16 protein-coding genes are annotated in these 19,591 nt (G+C 61.2%); 1 reads left to right on the top strand and 15 read right to left on the bottom strand.

Translation table 11 applies throughout. The features are described from left to right. Positions 1-13: 13 nt before the first annotated feature. Entirely contained in the window at positions 14-907 is an 894-nt protein-coding gene (eamA, locus tag IEX01_RS06445; RefSeq protein ID WP_024561286.1) for an O-acetylserine/cysteine exporter, read from the bottom strand. A gap of 208 nt (positions 908-1,115) precedes the next feature. On the opposite strand from eamA, the gene ydeE reads away from it, so the two are divergent. After that, positions 1,116-2,309 (top strand): efflux MFS transporter YdeE, encoded by a 1,194-nt coding sequence (gene ydeE, locus IEX01_RS06440; protein ID WP_048887878.1) that lies wholly within the window; start codon positions 1,116-1,118, stop codon positions 2,307-2,309. Here the strand turns inward: ydeE and IEX01_RS06435 are convergent. From IEX01_RS06435 to IEX01_RS06370, 14 genes are all read right to left on the bottom strand, one after another. After that, the gene (locus IEX01_RS06435) at positions 2,306-2,590 is read right to left on the bottom strand and encodes a type II toxin-antitoxin system RelE family toxin (protein WP_188723479.1); all 285 of its coding nucleotides are present in this window, start codon (positions 2,588-2,590) and stop codon (positions 2,306-2,308) included. The genes ydeE and IEX01_RS06435 overlap by 4 nt on opposite strands. Beyond that, entirely contained in the window at positions 2,580-2,828 is a 249-nt protein-coding gene (locus IEX01_RS06430) for a type II toxin-antitoxin system Phd/YefM family antitoxin (protein WP_024558371.1), read from the bottom strand. The genes IEX01_RS06435 and IEX01_RS06430 overlap by 11 nt, the downstream gene beginning before the upstream one ends. Positions 2,829-2,889: 61 nt before the next feature. After that, positions 2,890-3,588, bottom strand: coding sequence for an urea ABC transporter ATP-binding subunit UrtE (urtE, locus tag IEX01_RS06425; protein ID WP_048887877.1), 699 nt, complete (start codon positions 3,586-3,588; stop codon positions 2,890-2,892). Between the two features lie 9 nt (positions 3,589-3,597). Beyond that, positions 3,598-4,395 carry an urea ABC transporter ATP-binding protein UrtD gene (gene urtD, locus IEX01_RS06420; RefSeq protein ID WP_024558369.1) on the bottom strand — a complete coding sequence of 266 codons (798 nt, stop codon included), beginning with the start codon at positions 4,393-4,395 and terminating at the stop codon, positions 3,598-3,600. After that, a complete protein-coding gene (urtC, locus tag IEX01_RS06415) occupies positions 4,395-5,468 on the bottom strand; it encodes an urea ABC transporter permease subunit UrtC (protein ID WP_024558368.1) in 1,074 nt (357 codons plus the stop codon). Before urtC ends, urtD begins: the two co-directional genes overlap by 1 nt. Beyond that, positions 5,468-7,033, bottom strand: coding sequence for an urea ABC transporter permease subunit UrtB (gene urtB / locus IEX01_RS06410; RefSeq protein ID WP_188723478.1), 1,566 nt, complete (start codon positions 7,031-7,033; stop codon positions 5,468-5,470). The genes urtC and urtB overlap by 1 nt, the downstream gene beginning before the upstream one ends. 241 nt (positions 7,034-7,274) lie before the next feature. Then, positions 7,275-8,546, bottom strand: a complete 1,272-nt coding sequence (gene urtA, locus IEX01_RS06405) for an urea ABC transporter substrate-binding protein (RefSeq protein ID WP_024558366.1) — start codon at positions 8,544-8,546, stop codon at positions 7,275-7,277. Between the two features lie 35 nt (positions 8,547-8,581). After that, the gene (locus tag IEX01_RS06400) at positions 8,582-9,295 is read right to left on the bottom strand and encodes a GntR family transcriptional regulator (RefSeq protein WP_024558365.1); all 714 of its coding nucleotides are present in this window, start codon (positions 9,293-9,295) and stop codon (positions 8,582-8,584) included. A 73-nt stretch (positions 9,296-9,368) separates the two neighbouring features. Next, positions 9,369-12,992, bottom strand: a complete 3,624-nt coding sequence (uca, locus tag IEX01_RS06395; RefSeq protein ID WP_188723477.1) for an urea carboxylase — start codon at positions 12,990-12,992, stop codon at positions 9,369-9,371. A gap of 9 nt (positions 12,993-13,001) precedes the next feature. Next, positions 13,002-14,819, bottom strand: a complete 1,818-nt coding sequence (atzF, locus tag IEX01_RS06390; protein ID WP_188723476.1) for an allophanate hydrolase — start codon at positions 14,817-14,819, stop codon at positions 13,002-13,004. 561 nt (positions 14,820-15,380) lie between these two features. Further along, positions 15,381-16,571, bottom strand: coding sequence for a cytochrome c biogenesis protein/redoxin (locus tag IEX01_RS06385; RefSeq protein WP_188723475.1), 1,191 nt, complete (start codon positions 16,569-16,571; stop codon positions 15,381-15,383). Positions 16,572-16,581: 10 nt separating this feature from the next. Further along, on the bottom strand, positions 16,582-17,337 hold the full coding sequence (locus tag IEX01_RS06380) for an alpha/beta fold hydrolase (protein ID WP_188723474.1): 756 nt from the start codon (positions 17,335-17,337) through the stop codon (positions 16,582-16,584). Positions 17,338-17,475: 138 nt separating this feature from the next. Beyond that, positions 17,476-18,786 (bottom strand): ATP-binding protein, encoded by a 1,311-nt coding sequence (locus tag IEX01_RS06375; RefSeq protein WP_188723473.1) that lies wholly within the window; start codon positions 18,784-18,786, stop codon positions 17,476-17,478. After that, positions 18,783-19,523 (bottom strand): response regulator, encoded by a 741-nt coding sequence (locus IEX01_RS06370; protein ID WP_024560323.1) that lies wholly within the window; start codon positions 19,521-19,523, stop codon positions 18,783-18,785. Before IEX01_RS06370 ends, IEX01_RS06375 begins: the two co-directional genes overlap by 4 nt. Positions 19,524-19,591 lie beyond the last annotated feature (68 nt).

Here is a 19,591-nt window from a genome sequence, read left to right as displayed (position 1 = left end):
GCTTTTTTTATCCTTACGCCCGCGCCGCCCGCCGGACGCGAAAGCCGAACACATTGATGTACAGCCCCGCCATAATCAGCAACGCGCCCAGCAACTGCAAAACGCTTAGCGTTTCGCCAAGCAGCAGCGCCGCGCTGGCAAGCCCCACGACAGGCACCAACAGCGAGAGTGGCGCCACGCGCCAGGTTTCATAGCGTCCGAGCAGCGTGCCCCAGATGCCGTAGCCCACAATGGTGGCGATAAACGCCAGGTAGACCAGCGAAAGCACCGTGGTGACATCCAGCGACACCAGGCTTTGCAGCATCACCGCCGGACCGTCGAAAATCAGGCTGGCGACGAAAAACGGGACGATGGGCACCAGCGCGCTCCAGACCACCAGCGACATGATGGCAGGCGGTTGCGGCAACTGCATAATTTTCTTGTTGAAGATATTGCCGCAGGCCCAGCTCAGCGCGGCGGCGAGCGTCAGCATAAAGCCGAGCAGCGCCACATGCTGGCCGCTCAGGCTGCCTTCAACCAGCACCAGCACGCCAAACACCGCAAGCGTTATCCCCGCCACCTGCTTCAGCTGCAGTCGCTCCCGGAAGACAAACGCGCCAAGGATGATGGTGAAGAACGCCTGCGCCTGTAATACCAGCGAAGCGAGTCCGGCAGGCATGCCGAAGTTAATGGCGCAGAAGAGAAACGCGAATTGCCCGAAGCTGATGGTCAGGCCATAGCCCAGCAGCAAAGAGAGCGGCACTTTCGGGCGCGCCACAACGAGCAGCGCAGGAAACGCCACCAGCAGAAAACGCAGCCCCGCCAGCATCAGCGGCGGCATCGAGTGCAGACCCACTTTTATTACAACGAAATTCAACCCCCATGCCACCACCACCAGCAACGCCAGCAGCCCGTCTTTACGCGTCATACCCCTGCCCCTGTCTTTATTAAAATTTTGTTAATACTTCACCATACCGGAATCGGATGATGAGAGACAGATCACTAATTTATGGGAGGCAAAAAGGCGCGGCAGAACGCGTTTTGGGGTGTACAGCCTTTAAAGCGCATGTTATTGCTTAAAAAAACGAATCATGGCTTCTGCAGCCGCTCTCTCCTCCCGTTAAAAAGATAAGAAAATGCTCTCGAAAAAGAATAAATCGACCGCCACGCTGCTTTTCTCTTCTCTGTTGCTGACTATTGGACGCGGCGCCACGCTGCCCTTTATGGCGATTTATCTGTCGAAGGCTTATCAGATGTCTGTTGATGGCGTGGGTGCGGCATTGAGCCTCGCCATGACGCTTGGCGTGCTGTTCAGCTTAGGCTTCGGCGTGCTGGCGGACCGTTTTGATAAAAAGCGCTATATGCTGATAGCTATCGCGATATTTATCGCAGGCTTCGCCGCCATTCCGCTTGCGGGCAACGCCACGCTGGTGGTCCTGCTCTTTGCGACCATCAACTGCGCTTACTCGGTGTTCTCCACCGTGCTGAAAAGCTATTTTTCCGACACCCTGAGCGTGAGCGCCCGGGCGCGGATTTTTTCCCTTAACTACACCTTCGTCAATATCGGCTGGACCATCGGCCCGCCGATAGCCACCTGGCTTGTGCTTTACGGGTTGAATATGCCTTTCTGGCTGGCTGCGTTCACCGCGACGATGGCGTTAGTGATGATCCTGCTGTTTGTCCTGCGCGTCTCCTCGATGGCGGGCGCCGGCTCGGCGCCTGCGGCTGCGCCGCCGCTTTCTCTACTGTGGCGCGACCAGCGGCTGCTCTGGTTTACCGGCTCGGCGTTTCTGGGGTCGCTGGTGGCGGGGTCGTTCGCTATCTGTATTTCCCAGTACGTTTTAACCTTTTCCGACAGCGCGCTGGCCCAGCAGGTGGTCGCCGTGGTGCTGCCCGTTAACGCCGTTCTGGTGGTTTCGCTGCAGTACTTCGTGGGCAAGCACATTCGCGCCGATAACATTCGTCGGCTGATGTTTTACGGCACGCTCTGCTTCATGCTGGGGCTGGCCGGGTTTCTCTTTTCCGGCACGTCGCTCTGGATGTGGGGGCTGGCGGCAGCCATCTTCACCGTGGGCGAAGTGATTTATGTGCCGGGCGAATACATGCTTATCGACAATATCGCGCCGCCGGGCCTGAAAGCGGGCTACTTCTCGGTCCAGTCGCTCGGCTGGCTGGGGGCGGCGTGTAATCCGCTCTTCACCGGCGTGATGCTGACCAACTTTCCCGCCTGGTCGCTGTTTGCGGCGCTGATGGTCTGCTCGTTAATCGCGTATCTGATGATGCTGAAAGGCATGCGTGTGAAACCGGTGGGGGTAATGCAGGCGGGCTAGATCCGTTTATCAATTTGATTATAAACAGCATTACGTTCTCTTTTACCAACACTGAGTACCAGTACGGTAATGGTTTCATCCTTAACCTGATAAACCAGCCGATAGCCTGAGGCGCGTTGTTTGATTTTGTAGCAATCTTTGTAGCCATGCAGGCGGGCGGCAGGAACACGGGGATGTTCCAGCCGCTTCGCCAGCGCTTTTTTAAACTCTTCGCGGACGTTATGCCCAAGCTTCTTCCACTCCGCCAGGGCATGCACTTCAAAAAATAATTTATAAGTCATCCAGGTTGACCTCAACCGTATCGCCGTTTTTACGCGCCTCGACAATTTTCGCCAGTTCCGCGTCTTCAGCCAGCTCCATCAAATACGCGTAGAGCGCGGGCGGCACGCAATAAAAGGCAGGCTCATTACGGTTAAGGATAACCACAGCATCGCCGTCCCCTTCCTGCACTGTACCCATTGGGTTTCGCTTGAGATCGGTGATGCTGGCGGCGGTATGGGCCAGAATTCGAAAAGGCATAGTCACTCTCCTCTTAAAGCACTCAATATAACACTTTAAGAGAGGCTTCAAAAAGCACCTTTTAAATCGCCACCAGCCCTCGCACCCCGTCGGTTTCCATATTTTCACCCTGCCCGCGCTGGACTATCGCGCCGCGGGACATCACCAGATAGTTATCGGCAAGGCCGGCGGCGAAATCATAAAACTGCTCTACCAGCAAAATAGCCATATCGCCCCGTGAGGCGAGCTGGCGGATAACCGCGCCAATCTCTTTGATAACCGAAGGCTGGATCCCTTCGGTTGGCTCATCAAGGATTAACAGTTGCGGACGGCAGGCGAGCGCGCGACCGATGGCGAGCTGCTGTTGCTGACCGCCGGAGAGATCGCCGCCCCGGCGCTGCTTCATCTCTTTAAGCACCGGGAACAGCGCGTAAATCTCCTCCGGCACCGCTTTCGCCTGCGCGCCGTTAAAGCGCGACAGCCCCATCAGCAGGTTCTCCTCCACCGTCAGGCGCGGGAAAATCTCGCGCCCCTGCGGCACATAAGCAATGCCTGCCTGCACGCGCTGGTGCGGCTTGTATCGCGTAATGGCTTTGCCCTGCCAGTTCACCGCGCCGGTGCGCGCCGGCACGAGCCCCATCAAACATTTCAGCAGCGTGCTTTTACCCACGCCGTTGCGCCCGAGCAGGCAGGTTACTTCGCCGATGCGGGCCTCAAACGAGACGCCGCGAAGGATATGGCTACCGCCGTAGTACTGGTTTATTTCACTCACTTCTAACATCGCGGCTCCTTAGCGTCCGAGATAGACCTCAATCACCTGCTCGTTCTGCTGCACCTCTTTGAGCGAGCCTTCCGCCAGCACCTGCCCCTGATGCAGCACCGTCACCCGGTCGGCAATGGTTTCCACAAAACCCATATCGTGCTCCACCACCATCAGCGAGTGTTTGCCTGCCAGCTCGCGAAACAGCTCCGCGGTGTATTCGGTTTCCGCATCCGTCATGCCTGCCGCGGGCTCGTCCAGCAACAGCAGGTGCGGATCCTGAATCAGCAGCATGCCGATTTCCAGAAACTGCTTCTGCCCGTGGGAAAGCGCCCCCGCCTGTCGGCCCCGCTCCGCGCCAAGGCGAAGCGTGGCGAGCATGGCGTCGATACGGTCACGCTGTTCACAGCCAAGCTTTGCCCGCAGGCTCGCCCAGACCGACTTGTCGCCCTTTTGCGCAATCTCCAGGTTTTCAAACACCGTGAGCGCTTCAAACACCGTCGGCTTCTGAAATTTTCGGCCGATGCCTTTCTGCGCGATGGTGATAGGGTCGAGCGAGGTTAAATCGCTGGACTGATCGTAAATCGCCCTGCCGCTTTGCGGCCGCGTTTTCCCGGTGATGACATCCATCAGCGTGGTTTTCCCCGCGCCGTTCGGGCCTATCACACAGCGCAGTTCCCCTACGCCGATGTTCAGCGTTAAGTTCGTCAGCGCCTGAAAACCGTCGAAGTTGACGTTGATGTTCTCAAGCTGCAACACCGGGTCGGTCTGTTCCCGGAAGCGATCCGTCAGGTGCTGACGGGTAAAAAGCCCTTCATCCGGCTGCATTATTTTTCTCCTCTACGAAGCAGGCCAATCACCCCGCGCGGCAAAAAGAGCGTGACGAGAATAAAAATCAGCCCGAGAAAGAGCTGCCAGTACTCCGGCATCAGCACGGTGAAAAAACTCTTCGCGCCGTTAACCGCCAGCGCGCCGATTACTGGCCCCACCAGCGAGCCGCGCCCGCCGAGCGCCACCCAGATGGCGGCTTCGATAGAGTTGGTTGGCGACATCTCACCGGGGTTGATTATCCCCACCTGCGGCACATAGAGCGCGCCCGCAAGCCCGCAGAGCACGGCGGAGAGCGTCCAGACCAGCAGCTTAAAGCCGCGCGGGTCGTAGCCGCAGAACATCAGCCGGTTTTCCGCGTCGCGCACCGCCGTCAACACGCGGCCAAACTTGCTGCGCGCAAGCGTAAACCCCAACGCCAGGCTCAGCAGCAACAGCAGCACGGTGGCGATAAACAGCGCGATGCGCGTGCCGGTCGCGGTAATGGAAAAGCCAAGCAGCGTGGTGAAGCCGGTAAAGCCGTTATTGCCGCCAAAGCCGGTCTCATTGCGAAAGAACAGCAGCATGCCGGCGAAGGTCAGCGCCTGGGTCATGATGGAGAAATAGACCCCTTTGATTTTGGAGCGAAAGGCGAACCAGCCGAAAAGCAGCGCCAGCCCGCCCGGGATGAGCACCACCAGCGCCATCGCCCAGGCGAAGTGCTGCGTACCCCACCAGAACCAGGGCAGCTCGCTCCAGGAGAGAAACGACATAAATGCAGGCAACCCTTCGCCCGCCGCCTGGCGCATCAGGTACATGCCCATCGCATAGCCGCCGAGCGCGAAGAAAAGCCCGTGGCCGAGCGACAGCATACCGGCGTAGCCCCAGACCAGATCCAGCGCCACCGCGACGGTGGCGTAGCAGAGCATTTTGCCAAGCAGCGTCAGCGTATAGGTGGAGAGGCTCAGCGGATGGCTTGCAGGCAGCAGCGCCAGAAATGGCAGCAGCAACAGCGCCGCCAGCAGCAGGCCGCCAAGCCACAGGCTCAGGCGCGGCGCCTTACGCGCAAGTGTTAACGTAAGTGGCTGGCTCATTAGTCGATGACCCTCCCTTTCAGGGCGAACAGCCCCTGCGGACGCTTCTGAATAAACAGCACGATCAGCACCAGAATCAGGATCTTGCCAAGCACGGCGCCGGTCTGCGGTTCGAGAATTTTATTGAAGATGCCAAGGCCGAAGGCGGCAGCCACGCTGCCGGCAAGCTGGCCGACGCCGCCCAGTACCACCACCAGGAACGAGTCGATGATATACCCCTGACCGAGCTCCGGCCCGACGTTGCCAAGCTGCGAGAGCGCCACGCCGCCGAGGCCCGCAATGCCGGAGCCAAGGCCAAAGGCCAGCATATCGACACGCCCGGTGGGCACGCCGCAGCAGGCAGCCATGGACCGGTTTTGCGTCACCGCGCGCACGTTCATGCCAAGGCGGGTTTTGTTGAGGATGAGCCAGGTAAAGAACAGCACCAGCAGCACAAAACCAATCACCACCACGCGGTTCCAGGGCAGGATAAGGTTAGGCAACAGCTGCACGCCGCCCGAAAGCCACGCCGGGTTCGCCACCTCGACGTTCTGCGCGCCAAAGGCCATCCGCACCAGCTGAATCAGCATCAGGCTGATGCCCCAGGTGGCGAGCAGCGTCTCCAGCGGGCGGCCATAGAGATGGCGAATGACGGTGCGCTCAAGCATCATGCCTACCCCGGCAGTCACCAGAAAAGCGACCGGCAGAGCGAAAACCGGATAAAGAAAAAGCCACTGCGGGGCAAGCTGCGCAACGGCGTTCTGAACAAGCCAGGTGGAGTAAGCACCGAGCATGAGCATCTCGCCATGCGCCATGTTAATGACCCCAAGCAAGCCATACGTGATGGCAAGCCCCAGTGCCGCCAGCAGCAAAATGGAGCCGAGCGAAAGCCCCATAAACGCCTGGCCGAGCAGTTCCCCCAGCCACAGCCGGTGCTGGATGGTGCGCAGGCTTTCCGTCGCCGCGTCGCGCACGCGGGCGTCCGGCTCGTGGCTGGCGTCGGTAAAGGGTTGCAGCCGCGCCTGAGTTTCCGGGTCGGCCGACTCTCCCAGCAGCGTGACGGCATTAAGGCGCACCGCGGCGTCGGGGCTTGCCAGCTGGAGCGCGGCAAGCGCGCTTGCCAGCGCCGATTTCACACGCGCATCGGGTTCTGTTTTGTAGCGCGCCGCCAGCAACGGCAGCATATCAGGCGTCGCATCGCGACCCAGCGCCTGCGCGGCCTGCAATCTTTGCGTGACGTTGTCACTTACCAGCCGGTGGCTTGCCAGCGCGCCCGCTACCAGATTGCGCAGACGATTTGTCAGACGCAGCTTTTTAACCTCGCCCTGCGGCGCTTGCGCCGAACCAAGCGGCGTTAATGTATCGCCGGTTTGCGCGAAAGGGTGTTTTTCGCCATCCAGCACCACGCTCTCCTGCGCCAGCGCGGCGAGCAGCGGGATACGGGCGGCATCCGGCGCGGCGGCCCAACGCTCCAGCAGCGCCGTTTGCTGCGAACGGCTGGCGGCGGCGAAGGCGTCGGCGTCCGCGGCGTTGGCCAGACAGGGCAGCAGCCAGACGGCCATTATCAGCCAGCGTATCAGTTTCATAATGGTCTCCTTGTGAGCCCGTATAACGTGCAGGGCCTGTGGTGGGCGACGCGTTGCTTACCCGTTCCGTGGCGCGGCGGCGTGAAAATGGCCGTTCACCCCGGTCCTCTCCCCAAAGGGGCGAGGGAGAAAAACGAGCAGGCCAGGGCCGTCCCGCCCCTCCTGCGCCGACCGCTTCCCTCTCCCCAACGGGGAGAGGGTCAGGTTGAGGGGAAGCCGCAGCCTCCCTGTGAACGGCGAATTAGTTGCTGGCGGTCTTGATCGGCTGGTCCGATTTTTTATCGTTGCCCGGAATGTACGGGCTCCAGGGCTGGGCGCGAACCGGCTCGTCGGTCTGCCACACCACGTTAAACTGACCGTTGCTTTCAATTTCGCCAATCATGACCGGCTTGTGCAGATGATGGTTGGTGGCGTCCATGGTCAGGGTAAAGCCTGAAGGCGCTTTGAAGGATTGCCCCGCCATCGCCGCGCGCACCTTGTCCACATCCGTCGTGCCCGCTTTTTCCACCGCCTGCGCCCACATATGGATGCCGACATACGTCGCCTCCATCGGGTCGTTGGTCACCACGGTATCGGCGTTCGGCAGCTTGTGCGCTTTCGCGTAAGCCTTGTAATCCGCCACAAACTTCTGGTTCGCCGGGTTATCCACTGACTCGAAGTAGTTCCAGGCCGCGAGGTTGCCGACCAGCGGTTTGGCGTCGATGCCGCGCAGCTCCTCTTCGCCGACCGAGAAGGCCACTACCGGCACGTCGGTCGCCTTCAGCCCCTGGTTGGCCAGCTCTTTGTAGAACGGCACGTTAGAGTCGCCGTTAATGGTGGAAACCACGGCGGTTTTGCCGCCTGCGGAGAACTTCTTGATATTGGCGACGATGGTCTGGTAGTCGCTGTAGCCAAACGGCGTATAGACCTCTTCGATGTCTTTATCCTGAACCCCTTTGGAATGCAGGAAGGCGCGCAGGATTTTATTAGTGGTGCGTGGGTAGACATAGTCGGTGCCGAGCAGGAAGAAGCGCTTCGCGCTGCCGCCATCTTCGCTCATCAGGTATTCCACCGCCGGGATAGCCTGCTGGTTCGGCGCGGCGCCGGTATAAAAGACGTTGGGCGACATCTCCTCGCCTTCATACTGCACCGGGTAGAACAGTAAGCCATTGAGCTCTTCAAACACCGGCAACACCGATTTGCGCGAAACGGAGGTCCAGCAGCCGAAGACGGCGGCGACTTTATCCTGCGTCAGCAGCTGGCGGGCTTTTTCGGCGAACAGCGGCCAGTTGGAGGCCGGGTCGACCACCACCGGCTCGAGTTTTTTGCCCAGCACCCCGCCTTTGGCGTTGATCTCATCGATGGTCATCAGCGCCACGTCTTTGAGCGGCGTTTCGGAGATGGCCATGGTGCCGGACAGCGAATGCATAATGCCGACTTTAATGGTTTCGGCGGCCTGCGCGCTGAAGGCGAACCCCATGCTGACCACCGACGCGGAAAGGGCAAAAGCTTTTAACAAGGTACGACGATGCATAACGATGACTCCCATAGTGTGTGCTGTGTGTACGGTTAATCTCGCGTCTCCCGCCGCGCCTGGTGCAGCGCGTGGAGCGTAATTTTGCGAACCTCTTTCTGGCTTTGGGCGATATGGTCGTGCAGCCGGGCGCGGGCCTCCTTCAGATTGCGTTCGAGAATGGCGAGCAGGATCTGGCCGTGCTCGGCGTAAGTGGCGCTGATGCGCGACGCCTGGGTGAAATCCATGCGGCGCACGATGCGAATTTTCTCGGTCACGTCGCGATGAACCCGCGCCATCTCCGGGTTGCCCGCCGCATCCAGCAGCGTCATATGAAACTGCTCGTCAAAACTCGCGACGGTCGCCCAGTCGGCGAGCGGCGGGCTCTCTATCCAGATGTGCCTGAGCATCTGCAGCGGCAGCGGACGCACGTCGGCGGGCAGCGCGCAAAGCCGCCCGACCGCCTCCATTTCCAGCACCACGCGCAGGTCGTAGAGCGCCTCAAGATGGTCGAAATCAATGGGCCTCACCTGCCAGCCGCTGCGCGGCTGCACGTCGAGATAGCCTTCCTGTTCGAGCCGGTGCAGCGCCTGACGCACCGGCGTGCGACTCGCGCCCATCCGCGCCGCGAGGTCGTTTTCGCTGAAGCGATCGCCCGGCAGCAGCAGGAACTCGAAAATCTCCTGTTTCAGCAGTCGGTAGATACGCTCGCCCTGTCCCTCCGCGCGGCGTTGACCGGGTTGTTCTGACGTTTGCCAGGTTGGCTGCATGTGCGTTCTCTCTGTTTGCGCGGGTGGCGCGTTGCCCGCCCGCTCGCGGCCTGTTCGGGCTCAGGGTTCACTATCAGCTTGCGATATCGAGCCACAGCAGCGCGTCGCCGGGACCCACGGGCCGCCCCTGCTGGCAACTGATGCGCGAGACGGTGCCGTCGCAAGGCGCATGGACCATCAGCTCCATTTTCATCGCCTCCACGACCACCAGCGGCTCGCCCTGACGCACGCTCTGGCCCGGCTCGACCAGGATCTTCCAGATGTTGCCGTTGAGATCGGCGCTCACCAGATGACCGGTCTGATCCTCTTCGATCACTTCCTCGGCCTGCAGCGCCCGCTCTACCGCCGCGCTCTCCTGCGCCTGCCAGTGCGCCACTTCGGCGCTGAAGGCCGCCTGCTGGCGTTCGCGGAACGCGGCGATGTCGTCAGCGTTTTCATCAAGGAAACGGCGGTAAGCGGCGAAATCGAACTCGCTCTCTTCAATGCGGATCTGCGCGCGGCCTTCGCGGAAAGCGTCGCGCAGCGCCGTCAGCTCCGCCTCGCTCACCGGGTAGAAGCGCACCTGGTCGAAAAACGTCAGCAGCCACGGCGCCTCGCCAAACTGGGCGTTTTTCAGGAACTTGTTCCAGATAGGCAGCGTGCGCCCCACCAGCTGATAGCCGCCGGGGGAGTCCATGCCGTAAATGCACATATACATGCCGCCAATACCCACGGTGCCTTCGGCAGTCCAGGTGCGCGCCGGGTTATATTTCGAACTGAGCAGGCGGTGGCGCGGGTCAACCGGCACCGCGCAGGGCGCGCCGAGATAAACGTCGCCAAGCCCCAGGACAAGATAGCTCGCGTCGAAAATGATCCGCTGCACCTCATCACGGCTGGACAGCCCGTTGGCGCGGCAGATGAAATCGGCGTTGTTCGGCAGCCACGGCGCTTCGCTTCTCACCGTTTGCTGATAACGCTCCACGGCGGCAAGGGTCGCGCTGTCTTCAAAGGCCATCGGCAGATGGACGATGCGCGACGGAATTTTCAGCTCGCTGACGTCGCCGAGCTGTTTCTCAAGGCCAAGCAGCAGCGTCATCAACTGCGTTTGCGAAATGCGCTGGCTGTCGTAGCGCACCTGTAAAGAACGCACGCCCGGTGAAAGCTCCTCGACGCCCGCCACGCCGCTTGCGCGGATCGCCTGCATCAGCAGATGCACCCGCAGGCGCAGCGCCAGATCCATCACGTTGTCGCCATACTCGATCAGGATGTAGTTATCGCCCGCCTGTCGCCATACCGCGGCAGGGAGCCCGTTCTGCGCGGGCACTTCGGCTAAAATCGCCGCGCTCGAGGTGGCGCTGGGTGCAGTGGAAACACGGCCATCCGGCAGCGCGCCCACGGCGCACAGGTTGGTTACCGCCACCTGCTGCGCTATCTCCAGCGACTGGGCGTGCTCAAAGCTGACGGGATGAAAGCGAATGCGGTCGCCAGGCTTTACCTGCCCGACCTTCCACAGCTCCGCTTTCGCGATAGTCACCGGGCAGACGAAGCCGCCGAGGCTTGGGCCGTCACGGGTGAGGATCACCGGAAAATCGCCGGTGAAGTTAATCGCCCCGATGGCGTATTCACAGTCATGCACGTTTGACGGGTGCAGCCCCGCTTCGCCGCCATCCGCCCGGGTCCACTCCGGTTTCGGCCCCACCAGCCGCACGCCAAGGCGGTTAGAGTTGTAATGCACCTGCCATTCGGCGTCGAAAAAGGCGTTCATCGATGCCGGGGTGAAGAAATCCGGCGCGCCGTGCGGCCCGTAAAGCACGCCGATATCCCACACCTCGCCATAGTGCGGCAGCAGCGCCGGCTCCGGCTTTTGCGGCAGCGCGATGGGCGGCGGCGTGGTGCAGGCGGCGAGTTCCGGGCGCGAGATAGCCAGAATGTCCGCCACCTTCAGCGTGCGTCCGGCGTGGCCGCCAAACTGCCCAAGGGCGAAGGTGGAACGGCTGCCGAGGTAAACCGGCACGTCAATGCCGTTGCGCACCGCAAGATAGGTGCGACAGCCCGCGCGGGCGCGACCAAGCGTCAGCGTCTGCCCCGCTTTCACCACCACCGGCTGCCAGTACTCCACCGGTTCATCATCCAGCGTCGCCGGGCAATCGGCGCCCGTCAGCGCGATGGTGGCGTCGCTGTGAAAACGCAGCGTCGGCCCCTGCAGGGTAAATTCCAGCCCGGCGGCGTGCGGATGGTTGCCGACAATGCGGTTGGCCAGTCGAAAGGCGAAATCGTCCATCGGCCCTGAAGGCGGCACGCCGATGTCCCAGTAACCGGTACGGCCCGGATAATCCTGCACGCTGCTCCAGGTGCCCGGCTCCAGCACTTCGATGGCGTGAGCCTCATAGCTCACCTCATCAAGCAGCCGCGTCCACATAACGCCCGCGTTGAACTCCGGCAGCGTCACAATCTGGCGCAGGTAATCGAGGTTGGTGGCGATGCCGTGCAGGCGGGTGGCGTTAAGCGCGGCGTTGAGTTTTTCAAGCGCCTGCTGACGGTCTTCGCCGTGCACGATGATTTTGGCGATCATCGGATCGTAAAAGGCGCTCACCTCCGAACCGGTTGATACCCAGCCGTCCACCCGCACATCGGACGGGAAAGAGACGTCGGTCAGAACGCCTGGGCTTGGCTGAAAGTTTTTCAGCGGATCTTCTGCATACAGGCGCACTTCAATGGCCGCCCCCTGCGGCGCGCGGTCGAGCGCCGCCCACGCCAGCGGTTCGCCCGCCGCGACGTTAACCATGCATTCGATAAGATCCAATCCGGTAACGCATTCGGTCACCGGGTGCTCTACCTGTAAACGGGTATTGACCTCAAGGAACCAGAACTCATCGCTGCGGGCGTCGTAAATAAACTCCACGGTGCCTGCGCTGCGGTAGTTGACCGATTCGCCAAGGGCGACCGCCGCCGCGTGCAGCGCGTCGCGCGTCGCCTGCGGCAGGTTGGGCGCCGGGGTCTCCTCCACCACTTTCTGGTTGCGGCGCTGCAGCGAACAGTCGCGCTCGCCGAGCGCCGCCACGCGTCCTTTGCCGTCGCCTAAAATCTGCACCTCAAGATGACGGGCGCGATCGACGAAACGCTCAAGGAAGACGCCGTCATCGCTGAAAAACTGTTGCCCCTGGCGCTTCACGCTTTCCCACGCTTCCCGCAGCGCAACGTCGTCGGCGCAGCGGGTCAGGCCGATGCCGCCGCCACCGGCGGTGGTCTTCAGCATCACCGGATAACCTATCTCCGCCGCCGCAAGGCAGGCTTCTTCCAGCGTCTGTAAAAGCCCCGTGCCGGGCGTCATCGGCACCCCGGCTTTGCTGGCAAGCGCGCGGGCGCTGTGCTTCAAGCCAAAGTCGGCAATCTGTTGCGGGGTGGGGCCGATAAAGACCAGCCCGGCCGCCTCGCAGGCGGCGGCGAACTCCGCCCGTTCAGAGAGAAAACCGTAGCCGGGGAAAATCGCCTGCGCCCCGCTCGCTTTCGCGGCGCTGAGGATTTTATCGACGTCTAGATAGCTTTCGCTCGCCTTCTCGCCGCCCAGCGCGATGGCGATATCGGCATCGGTAACGTGCTGCGCGTTGCGGTCCGCATCGGAATAGACCGCGACGCTTTTAATACCCATTTTCTTCAGGGTGCGAATGGCGCGACAGGCGATTTCGCCCCGGTTGGCGATTAAGACGGTGGTAAACATAGGCTCTCCTCAGGCGCTCTGGTGACGGGCGAGCCAGGCTTTCCAGCCGCCCCAGGGGGTGATATCCGCGGCGTCAGTCAGCGCCTGCGGCTCGCAAATAAACCCTTTCACCAGGCGCCCGTCGGCAAGCGTGAGCGTGCCGATGCCGAGCGGCGCGGGGATCTCCGCCACAAATTCCCCAAAACGGGCGAGCGGGATGTCCCACAGCTCCACCGCAATCGGCGCTCCCCCGGACATGCGCGCAAGGCCAGGCTTCGGCGGCGTGGTATTGGCAAGCGCATAGAGCCGGTAGCTGGCGTCGGTGGTGGTCTCTTCAATAAAGACCGCGTCGCGGGTGGTGAGCTGGAAATTAAGCGGCATGCCGCGCAGGTGCGCGCCGACCACCGCCAGGCGGACATGCGCGTCGCTGCGCAAGGCGGGCTGCGGCGCAGGCAGCGCTTTGTTCGTCGCGCCGAGCGGCAGCATCACGGCCTGCTGCCAGAGCACGCCAAAATGGGCCAGCGCTGCATCACGCCAGGCAGGGGCAATAAGCGTGATGCCCGCAGGCAGGCCGTCGTCGCGGAAATCGCCCGGCAGCGCCAGCGCGCAGAGGTCGGCAAGGTTGGTGAAGTTGGTGTAGTAGCCAAAGTGCGAGTTGTAGCGCACCGGCTCCTCTTTCATCTCTTCGAGCGTATGAATGGTTGGCGATGTCGGCACCACCAGCGCATCGAAATCAGCAAGTTGCGACTGGATAAGGCGTGAAAGCGCCGCACGGGCGTACTCGGCCCGCCAGGCGTCGCAGGCGCTAAAGCGCAACCCGCTTTCCACAATGCCGCGCACTGTCGGGTCCATCGCCTCCGGCTGACTTTGCAGAATAGCGCCTACCGCCACGGTGCGCTCCGCGACCCATGCGCCGGCGTAAAGCTGCTCCGCCAGTTCGCGAAACGGCGTGAAATCAATTGGCACCAGCTGTGCGCCAAGCGCCTGCAGACGCGCCACGCTTCTCTCAAACGCCGCCTGACTCTGGCTGTCGCCGTAGAACTCCAGCGTATCCGGGATGGCGAGACGGGGCGTCGCGGCGAAACGGGCGGGCGCAGTGTGCGGGTTGGCACGGGAATAGGCATCCTGCTCGTCGTAACCGCCCGCAATGCGCGCCACGGTATAAGCATCTTCAACGGTCAGCGCAAAGACCGAAACGCAGTCGTTCAGGCGGCAGGCGGGCACCACGCCGTGGGTGGAGAGCCAGCCTTTGGTGGGCTTCAGCCCGACAATATTGTTAAAGCCCGCCGGAACGCGCCCGGAACCGGCGGTATCGGTGCCCAGCGCGAACGCCGCAAGGCCGCGGGCGACGACCGAGGCGGAGCCGGAACTGGAGCCGCCGCTGACGTAGTCCGCATTAAACGTATTCGGCACCGCGCCATAAGGCGAACGGGTGCCCACCAGCCCGGTTGCGAACTGATCGAGGTTGGTTTTGCCAATGGCGATGGCGCCTGCGGCCTTGAGCTTCGCCACGACGGTCGCGTCCTGCTCCGCCAACCGGGTAAAGGCGGGACAAGCCGCGCTGGTGGGCATCTGCGCCACATCGATATTATCTTTCACCGCGAAGGGCACGCCGAAGAGCGGGAAATCCTCCAGCGTTTTTTCACCCGACGCCAGCGCCGTTAACAGGCGCTCAATCTGGCTTACGATAAGCGGCTGGGTGGCTTTGAAGATCCACGCCGGATCGTTATTTTCTTCGGTTGTATTAAACGCGGCGTAGATTTCCGTAATACGTTTCGGGTCGTTAAGAAATTCCCTGCGCCATTCAGTAAGGGTTAATGGCGAAAAAAGCGGTTGCGCGATTGTCATCTGCTGGCATCCCATCTGGTATACAAGATGAGATAGCTTTAGCAATTACAATGCCATAATTAATAAAATTATATTTTTCAAACAGATATTTAAAAATGATGGAAACGTAGATTTATTTATTTTTATTACAAAGCATGAATGAAAAGGAATCAGGTGCGGCAATAGTGCAAAGGTGCTTCATAAATGTGCAAGGCTTTGCCGCATAATTAAATAAGATGGAGGAGCAGGCTGGGAATAATCATTTCTTATAGGTTCAGGGCTGGCGGAAATAGTAAAGAGAGCGTCCCATGAACGGGCCAGGTAACGGCAATCCCACCGACCTGTAGCCAGATGACAGAACGAAAGATTTGTCCGGCAAGGGGCGCTTTTGCGAGCCGGGATGGCTAAAAGGGCTGCGGCGAGCCCTCTTAGCAGGTTTACGGGAAAGAAGGAGACGCAGGTCGCCAATGCCCGGATGAACGAAACCCTTTACCGCCCTGCCACTCTACCCAGCCTGGCGAAGATGCTGGCGGAGGGTTTATCCGCCCTACGTCAACCTGACATGCGGGCCGCCTGGTCTCCTCATGCCCGCCCTTCTTTCAACAATTGCTGAATCACCCTTTCCTGCTCTGCATAATTCCCTTCGCCAAACGCGGTATAGCGTAGCTGCCCGTGCGCATCAAAAAGATAATGCGCAGGCCAGTACTGGTTGCCGAAGCGGTTCCAGATGTTGTAGTGGTTGTCCGCCACCACCGCGTAGGGCAATTGCCACTGTGCGATGGCGCGCTTCACGGCGTTGATGTCACGCTCCCACGGATATTCTGGCGTATGCACGCCGACCACCACCAGCCCCTCAGCCTTATACTTATTGGCCCACTCTCTCACGTGCGGCAAGGTGTGCTGGCAATTAATGCAGTCGTAAGTCCAGAAATCCACCAGCACCACTTTGCCTTTGAGCGCATCGCGGTTCAACGGCGCGCCGTTCAGCCAGGCGGTGCCGCCATCGAGCGAGGGTAAGGCGCTGGAGGTTTGCGGCATCACCACCGGTTCGAGGCGAACCTTTGTCGTCGGCTCAGGCGCCCACTGGCTCAGGCGCTGTTCCAGGCGCTGCACAAACACCGGTCCATTTTGCAGCAGGTTTTGCGAACCGCTGGCTATCAACGCCACCGAGGCCAGCATCAGCACGCCCGCGACCTGCCGCAAACGGGCGGTGAAGGCCAGACCAGGGCGCAGACGGGCGGTCAGCCCACGGCCGGCGAAAGAGAGCAAAGCCAGCATCAGCGCCGCGCCGCTGCCGTACGCCGCCAGCAACACGCCCACTGCAAGCGGTTTTTCTCCTGTCGCCGCCAGGCTCAGAATCGCCCCCAGCACCGGTCCGGCGCAGGGCGACCACAGCATGCCCGTGGCCATCCCCGCGAGCAGCGCAGCCAGTAAGCCGCCACGGCGCTGGCTGGCGTCATTTATCTGGTTGCCAAGCGCAACGAACGGTCGGGCGGCGAGTTGCGCTATGCGCGGCGACAACAGCGTCAACGCAGTAACGGCAAGAAACGCCAGCGCGACCCAGCGCCCCACCGCAGTGATGCGGACTACCCAGTGACTGGCTACGGACACCAGCAGCGCGACGACGGTAAACATCAGCACCATGCCGCCCAGCAACGCCAGCAGTTGCGCCTTGCTCCCACGTGCGCTGGCGAAAACAAACGGAATCACTGGTAACGTGCAGGGGCTGAGCAGCGTCAACATCCCCGCCAGGAATGCAATTGTCAGTATCATAAAGGCCTCCTTATTTTGCCTGGCCGACAGCAGCGAGAATGATATTCGCCACGCTATCGGGCTGGCTCAGCATCGACACATGGCTGGCCGCCACCTCACGAGTTTGCGCATGGATTTTTTTCGCCATTGCCCGTTCGAGGTCCGGGTTAATCATTCGATCCTGCGTACTCACCAGATACCAGCTCGGCTTTTGCGCCCAGGCGGCGTGCGTCACCTTATCGCTAAAGGCGGCGGCGCGAATCGGCCCCTGCGTTACTGGCAGCCGGCGCTGCTGCGCTGAAGGAAGATCGGGAGCGAAATCCCGCGCCAGCGCCGGTGCGGGAAGGTAAAGAAAACCGTCGGACGTCGTAGCCAGCGCCGCGCTGCCCGGCGGCGCCGGATAGCTGCTGGCCAGTTCGCCAGTAGACTGACCTTTGTCAGGGGCGAACGCGGCGACGTAGACCAGGGCTTTCACTTTCGCGTTATCGCCGGCCTCGGTGATGACCGTCCCGCCCCAGGAGTGACCGACCAGCACCACATCGCCGTGCGCCCGGGCAATGGCGCGCTGCGTAGCGGCGACATCGTCACGTAATGACGTAAGCGGCAGCTGGACGGCGATAACCTCATCGTTTTTGGCTTGCAGCTTCGCGATGACGCGTTCCCAGCTGCTGCCATCGGCGAAAGCGCCGTGCACCAGCACCACAGAGTGGGGAGACTGCGCGTGAACGGCCTGTGCGGCGCAGAGCGCCAACAGGCTGGCGGAGAAGAGTCTGGCACATGCTTTCATAGTGAACCTCATAACGGTGGATTAACGACTGCGCTTGCTGGCAGTCCGCCCATTTAACCCACCGCATGTGTTCAGGCTGTTTCCGGTTGCGCCCGTTTTGTCAGGTTGTATATGTCACGGCGTCGGAGATACAAAAGGCTACAAATCGTTTTGCCGCAAAATGATGAGCGCCTCGAGCCCGCCTTCGGGGCGATTGGTTAGCCGCAGCGAGCCGGCCATCTGGCTTACCAGCTGTGCGGCTATCGCAAGCCCCAACCCTGTGCCGCCGGTGTGGCGATTACGGGAGCTTTCCACGCGATAGAACGGCTCCAGCACCGCCTGCAGTTCATTTTCCGCAATGCCCGGCCCGTTATCCCGCACGCTAATCGCCACGCAGTCGGCCTGCGGAAAATCAAGCTGAATTTCCGCCTTATCACCAAACTTAAGCGCGTTATCGAGCAAGTTCGTCATGATGCGGCGCAGCGCCTGCGGTCGTACGGCGAAAATATCGCGGCCGTTACAGGGAACAAAAGTCACCGCTTTTCCAACGTCCTGATAATCGCAAGCCACGCTGTCAAGGAAGGCGTTAAGGCTTACGCTCTGGCGCTCCTCCTGCGGCACCTGCGCCGAACGCGCATAGGCGATCCCCTCGCGAACCAACCGGCTCATGTTATCAAGATCCCCCAGCAGCTTATCGCGCAACTCCGGTTGATCCGTCATTTCAACGCGCAGCTTCATGCGGGTGATCGGGGTTTGCAAGTCGTGGGAGATTGCCGCCAGGATCTGCGCGCGCTCCCGGAGATGATCCTGTATGCGCGTCTGCATCGCATTAAACGCGCGCGCCGCCTGCTGCACCTCCGCCGGTCCCGTTTCAGGCATGATCTGCGCGCTGGCGGCAGCGGGCTTAAGCGCATCGACCGCCCGGGTAAAGCGCATAAACGGCCGCACCACCTGACGCACCGCCAGCCATGCGCAGCCCAGCAGCAGCAAAAGCTGCACCGCCAGCACCAGCGGCAGCCAGCGCGCAATGGCCGGCATGCGCGGCCAGAGATCGAGTGTCAGCGGTGCGCCATCGTGCAGCGTTAAATGCACCTGGATATGTTCGCGCGGACCGGGGATCGCATGAATGCTCATCTGATACTTTCCGCCGAGCGTCTCCTGCAGTGAACGCACCGCGTCGCGCGCACGCCAGCTGGTGGGATAAGGCCCCGGCTCCCCCTGCGACAGTTCGTAGCGATAGTTGCCGCGCTCAAGTTTCGCAAGCCACGCCGGCCGTTCTGCGGCGGGAAGACGATCGAGGATCGCCACGCTGGTCGCTACGTCATATTCAAGATTACCGAGCATCACGGTTCTGGCGCTGCTCATGCGCTCGATCATCAGGCTGGCGAGTGTGGCGGCATTCGCGAGCAACATGCCGCCAAGAACGATGATCAGCAGGCGCGACAGTAGCGATCGCGGCCAGAGGGTCATGCGTTCGCCTCTTTGATGATGACGGGCGCGGCCAGCACGTAGCCTTCGCTGCGCACCGTTTTGATATAAACAGGTTCACGCGCATCTTCGCGCAACCGCTGACGCAGGCGACTCACCAGCAGGTCGATGGAACGCTCAAACAGTTCGGCGTCACGGCCCTGGGTCAGGTTCAGCAGTTGATCGCGATTAAGCACGCGCTGCGGATGGTCGAGAAATACGCGCAACAGACGGTATTCCGCGCCGCTCAGCGCAACAATCACCCCTTCTTTGTCAATCAGGTGACGCGCCGAAGTATCGAGCTGCCAGTCGCCAAACGCGATTAGACGTCCGGCTTCGGTGATTTGCAGGTTTGGCGGCAATGCGCGGGTACGACGCAAAATCGCCTTAATTCGCGCCAGCAGCTCGCGCGCGACGAAGGGCTTAATGAGGTAGTCGTCGGCACCCATTTCCAGCCCGAGGATGCGGTCAGTCTCTTCGCTGCGAGCGGTGAGCATGAGCACCGGCAGGTTGCGCTGGGTGTCGTTGCGCAGCTGGCGACACAGCGTCAGGCCATCATCGCCCGGCATCATGATATCCAGCACCACCAAATCGACGTGGGCTGAGGAGAGGATCGCACGCATTTCGCGACCGTTGGCGGCGCCGGTAGCGCGGTAGCCAGATTTAATCAGATAATCCGTCACCAGTTCCCGAATATCCCGGTCATCATCCACCACAAGGATATGATCAATATGTTCCAAAACAACCTCCCCTCTGCGACCTGCACAAAAAAGACCGGCGCGCCATGGCCGGTCCGGAACGGGTGGCG

The organism is Franconibacter daqui (assembly GCF_014644275.1).
Classification (GTDB): Bacteria; Pseudomonadota; Gammaproteobacteria; order Enterobacterales; family Enterobacteriaceae; genus Franconibacter; species Franconibacter pulveris.
This window is presented reverse-complemented; position numbering and strand designations above follow the sequence as displayed.